Annotated in this window: 2 protein-coding genes and 1 tRNA gene; 1 reads left to right on the top strand and 2 read right to left on the bottom strand. The window is 61.5% G+C overall.

Going from position 1 to position 3,588, the window contains the following annotated elements; genetic code table 11:
* Nucleotides 1-150: 150 nt before the first annotated feature.
* Nucleotides 151-226 (top strand) — tRNA-His (locus ACY693_RS16725).
* A 51-nt stretch (nt 227-277) separates the two neighbouring features.
* Here ACY693_RS16725 and ACY693_RS16720 read toward each other — a convergent pair.
* Nucleotides 278-2,602, bottom strand: coding sequence for a response regulator (locus tag ACY693_RS16720; RefSeq protein ID WP_462322944.1), 2,325 nt, complete (start codon nt 2,600-2,602; stop codon nt 278-280).
* Nucleotides 2,603-2,727: 125 nt separating this feature from the next.
* On the bottom strand, nt 2,728-3,588 hold an 861-nt coding region (locus ACY693_RS16715), incomplete at its 5' end, for an MFS transporter (protein WP_462322943.1).

Genomic DNA, 3,588 nt, shown 5'->3' with positions numbered 1-3,588 from the left:
CTAAGCCGTTGGTCGCAGGTTCGAGTCCTGCCGGGCGTGCCAAACGCAGCGTTGACAGGCTAGCCTGACTGGACAGTCGAGTCCGAATACCAAGGCTCGACGTCGCTGATTAGCCTGCTACGAGGTGGATCAGCAAGGTTTGTTTCAATGGTGGACGTAGCTCAGTTGGTAGAGCACAGGATTGTGGCTCCTGCGGTCGTGGGTTCGATTCCCATCGTCCACCCCAATCAAGTCCCACGCCTCGGTGACGATCGAGGCTGCTCAGCGTTCTTTCCCGCTAGTCTGAAGCCGTCCTGCTGATGCCGGCTGCTGCTTGCCCGCTCGGCGGCGGATGTTGCCGACCGCGTGGCAGCCATTGAGCCAGTGCCTCATCGAGATCTTGGCGCTTGACGGGCTTGGACATGAAGTCGTTCATGCCTGCTGCCTTGCAATTCTCCCGATCGCGAGTCAAGGCCGATGCGGTCATTGCGATAATCGGGATCGGGCTGAGGTCATGCTCCTTCTCGTGCTCGCGGATCAATCGCGTTGCTTCCAGCCCGTTCAGCACGGGCATGTGCACATCCATCAGAACGAGGTCGATATCGCGGTTGTTGGCGAGATGGTCGACCGCGAGCTGCCCGTTGCCAACGACGACGAGTTCGGCACCGAGCCGCTCGATCATCATCCGCACCACCTTCTCATTCACGGGATTGTCCTCCGTGACCAAGATGCGGGCATCGAACTGGCGGGTTACCGGAGGTGGCTGCTCAGCAGCCGGAACGCGGGGCCGTTTGCCGAGCCCAAGTCCCTTGATAATGGCCTCGTGGAGGAGCGCTTGGCGCACCGGCTTGAGCAGGCTGACCACGATGCCAGCGCGGCGGGCATCTTCCCCTGGATAGCCCATTGAGCTCAACATCAGTAGCTGGGTATGGGCGAGATCTGCGTCACCCTTAATCATATGCGCCAGCTCGATGCCGTCCGTATCCGGCATCTGCATATCGAGTATCGCCAGCTGAAACGGTTTGCCGTTCTCGACTGCCTGGTGCAACGCCCGCAAAGCATCTTTGGCGCCGTCGCTGCTCTCTGCGTCAGCGCCCCAGCGCGACAAGTACCGTTCGAGAATGATCCGATTCGTCGCGTTGTCGTCAACAATGAGTATCCGCACGCCAGCCAAGTCAGCATCGATGTCGTCGACGCCACTTTGAGCCTGCGCTAGACGCACAGTGCACCAAAAGGTCGAGCCTTCTCCGGGAACGCTCTCGAATCCGATCTCGCCGTTCATCATCTCGATCAGCCGCTTGGAGATCACCAGGCCGAGACCAGTGCCGCCAAATCGTCGGGTGGTCGAGGCATCGGCTTGCGTGAACGGCTGAAACAGCGTCTTGGCGATATCGGGCGCGATGCCGATGCCAGTGTCACGGACTTGGACTCGGACCTTGATCCAGTCGTCACGAGTCTCGATAAGACGCGCCTCGACGACCGCTTCTCCCTCGTTGGTGAACTTGACCGCGTTCCCCATCAGGTTACTCAAGACCTGTCGCAAGCGATAAGGGTCACCGCGCACGCGTCTCGGCACGTCGTCCTCGACGAAGGTGACGACCTCCAGGTTCTTCTCGCGGGCGTTCGCTGCGACGAGCGCAGCGACTTCCTCGATCGTGGTGCCGAGATTGAAGTCGAGCTCTTGGAGGTCGAGCTTGCCAGACTCAATCTTGGAGAGATCGAGGATGTCGTTGATGATGCCGAGCAGGACGTTGCTCGACTTCTCGGCAGTGTCGATGAATTCGAGCTGTTGCTCGGTCAGATTGCCATCGCGTAGCAGGTCGAGCATCCCCATCACACCGTTCATGGGCGTGCGGATCTCATGGCTCATGACCGCAAGGAACTGGCTCTTGGCCCGGTCGGCAGCCATGGCTTTATCGCGTGTTTCGGCCAGCTCCTGCATCTGGCGCTTGGTTTCGGTGAGATCGCGCGCGATGGCAGTAAATACCGGATAGCTGCCCATGACGACCTCGCTGATCGCCAAATACAGGGGGAAACTGGTGCCATTGCTGCGCAGACCCTGTACCTCGAGCGCCACATTGAGCGGTGGCTCGGTGCCGATACGCGCTGCGGCGAGACGGATCTTGGTCTCAATCTGCTGACGATGCGCGGGCGCTAGCAGCATCGACAGCGACCGACCGCGCACCTCTTTGCTCGACTGGCCAAACATTCGCTCAGCAGCGGCATTGAGTGCCACGAGCTGACCGTTCCCGTCGATATGGATGGCGCCATCGACCATGTTGTCGACGATGGCTCGGTTGCGCTCGCGGCTTTCGGCCAGTTGGCTGATCTGCTCACGAAACGAGCGTGCGAAGGCGATGGCAAGCACGACCGCGAAGAGCAGCACGGCGGCCTTGGTACCGAGCACCCAAGCGCTGGTCTCAGGTAGACCTTGCTCGACGAAGGTCTTGAGCGCAGCGGTGTCATCCGCATGGGTACGCACATGCCCCTGCAGATGGTCGATCAACCAGGCATCAACCAGGATGCTGCCAACGGCCAATAGAACGACGACGATGACGCCAAGGCCGAGACTCCGGCGTCGCGCGGACGTTAGATCCAGGAGCTTGAATTGGGGGTTACGCATCGGCTGATCTGCGTTCTTGGGGCCGCTTCATCATAATCCTGTGCAGGGACGAGCGTTGAGTCGCGTGGCTCTCCTCGGGGCTACAGTGTCGGATGGCGATGGTTAAGGGATGAGGAGAGATGCAATCAGGTCGCGGGACTCTTGCGACCAAGGTCCAGCGGTGGTGCGGGTGGTCGGGGCATCCGCAGCCGCACATAGAGGCTTGCGAGGAACAAGAGGATGTTGATCGAGCCGACGACGACGAAGGGCGCGCGTGGATCAACGGCATCGAACAGGCGACCACCGACAAGGGTGATCAGCAGGATGCCAAAGGCCCCTGAGATATTGAAGGCGCCGAGAACCGAGCCGCGTTTGGTCACCGGCGCCTCTTGGCCGATCAGCGACTGGGCGGAGAGGAAGACGCTGATCTGGCCGATGCCGAGCAGCACGAAGAACAGGATGCCAATGCGCTCGAGCGGGTCATCGAGTAGCAGCGGGGCGAGGTTGCCGATGGCCGCGAGCACCATGCAGATCGCCAGCCCGGTGGCGCGGTCGATTCGGTCAAGGAGAGGACCGAGCACCGGAGCCCAAACCAGGGCCGAGATCTGCGCGATCACGAAGATCAGGGTACCGTTCATGACGGCCTCGGCAGAGCTCATACCAGCCGCTTTCGCCGCGAGCGTTCCCCATAGGATCAGGAAGGTGGCATTGACCGACTGATCGCCGCGGGCGATGAATGCCGCCGAATAGGCTAGTGCAACACGTGGATTGCGGGCCTCGGAAAAGCCACTGACAAACAGTTGCCGGACGCTCGGGCGCTGCTCGCGCGCGACCGGTACGCCGGCCTTGAGCCCCAGCTGCACGAGCAAAGCCGCTAGCACGCAGACCCCGGCGACCGCGAAATGGGTGATGCGCCCGGCGCTCTCGCCGTCGAAGCCTGCCGCGACGAGCTGCTCGGGCAGCGCGCCGAAGCCCTGATTGGTGAAGACGATGCCGAGCCCGCTGAG

Source organism: Halochromatium sp. (assembly GCF_054919635.1).
The sequence above is the reverse complement of the archived record's forward strand: the minus strand, read 5'-3'. Positions and strand labels throughout refer to the sequence as shown.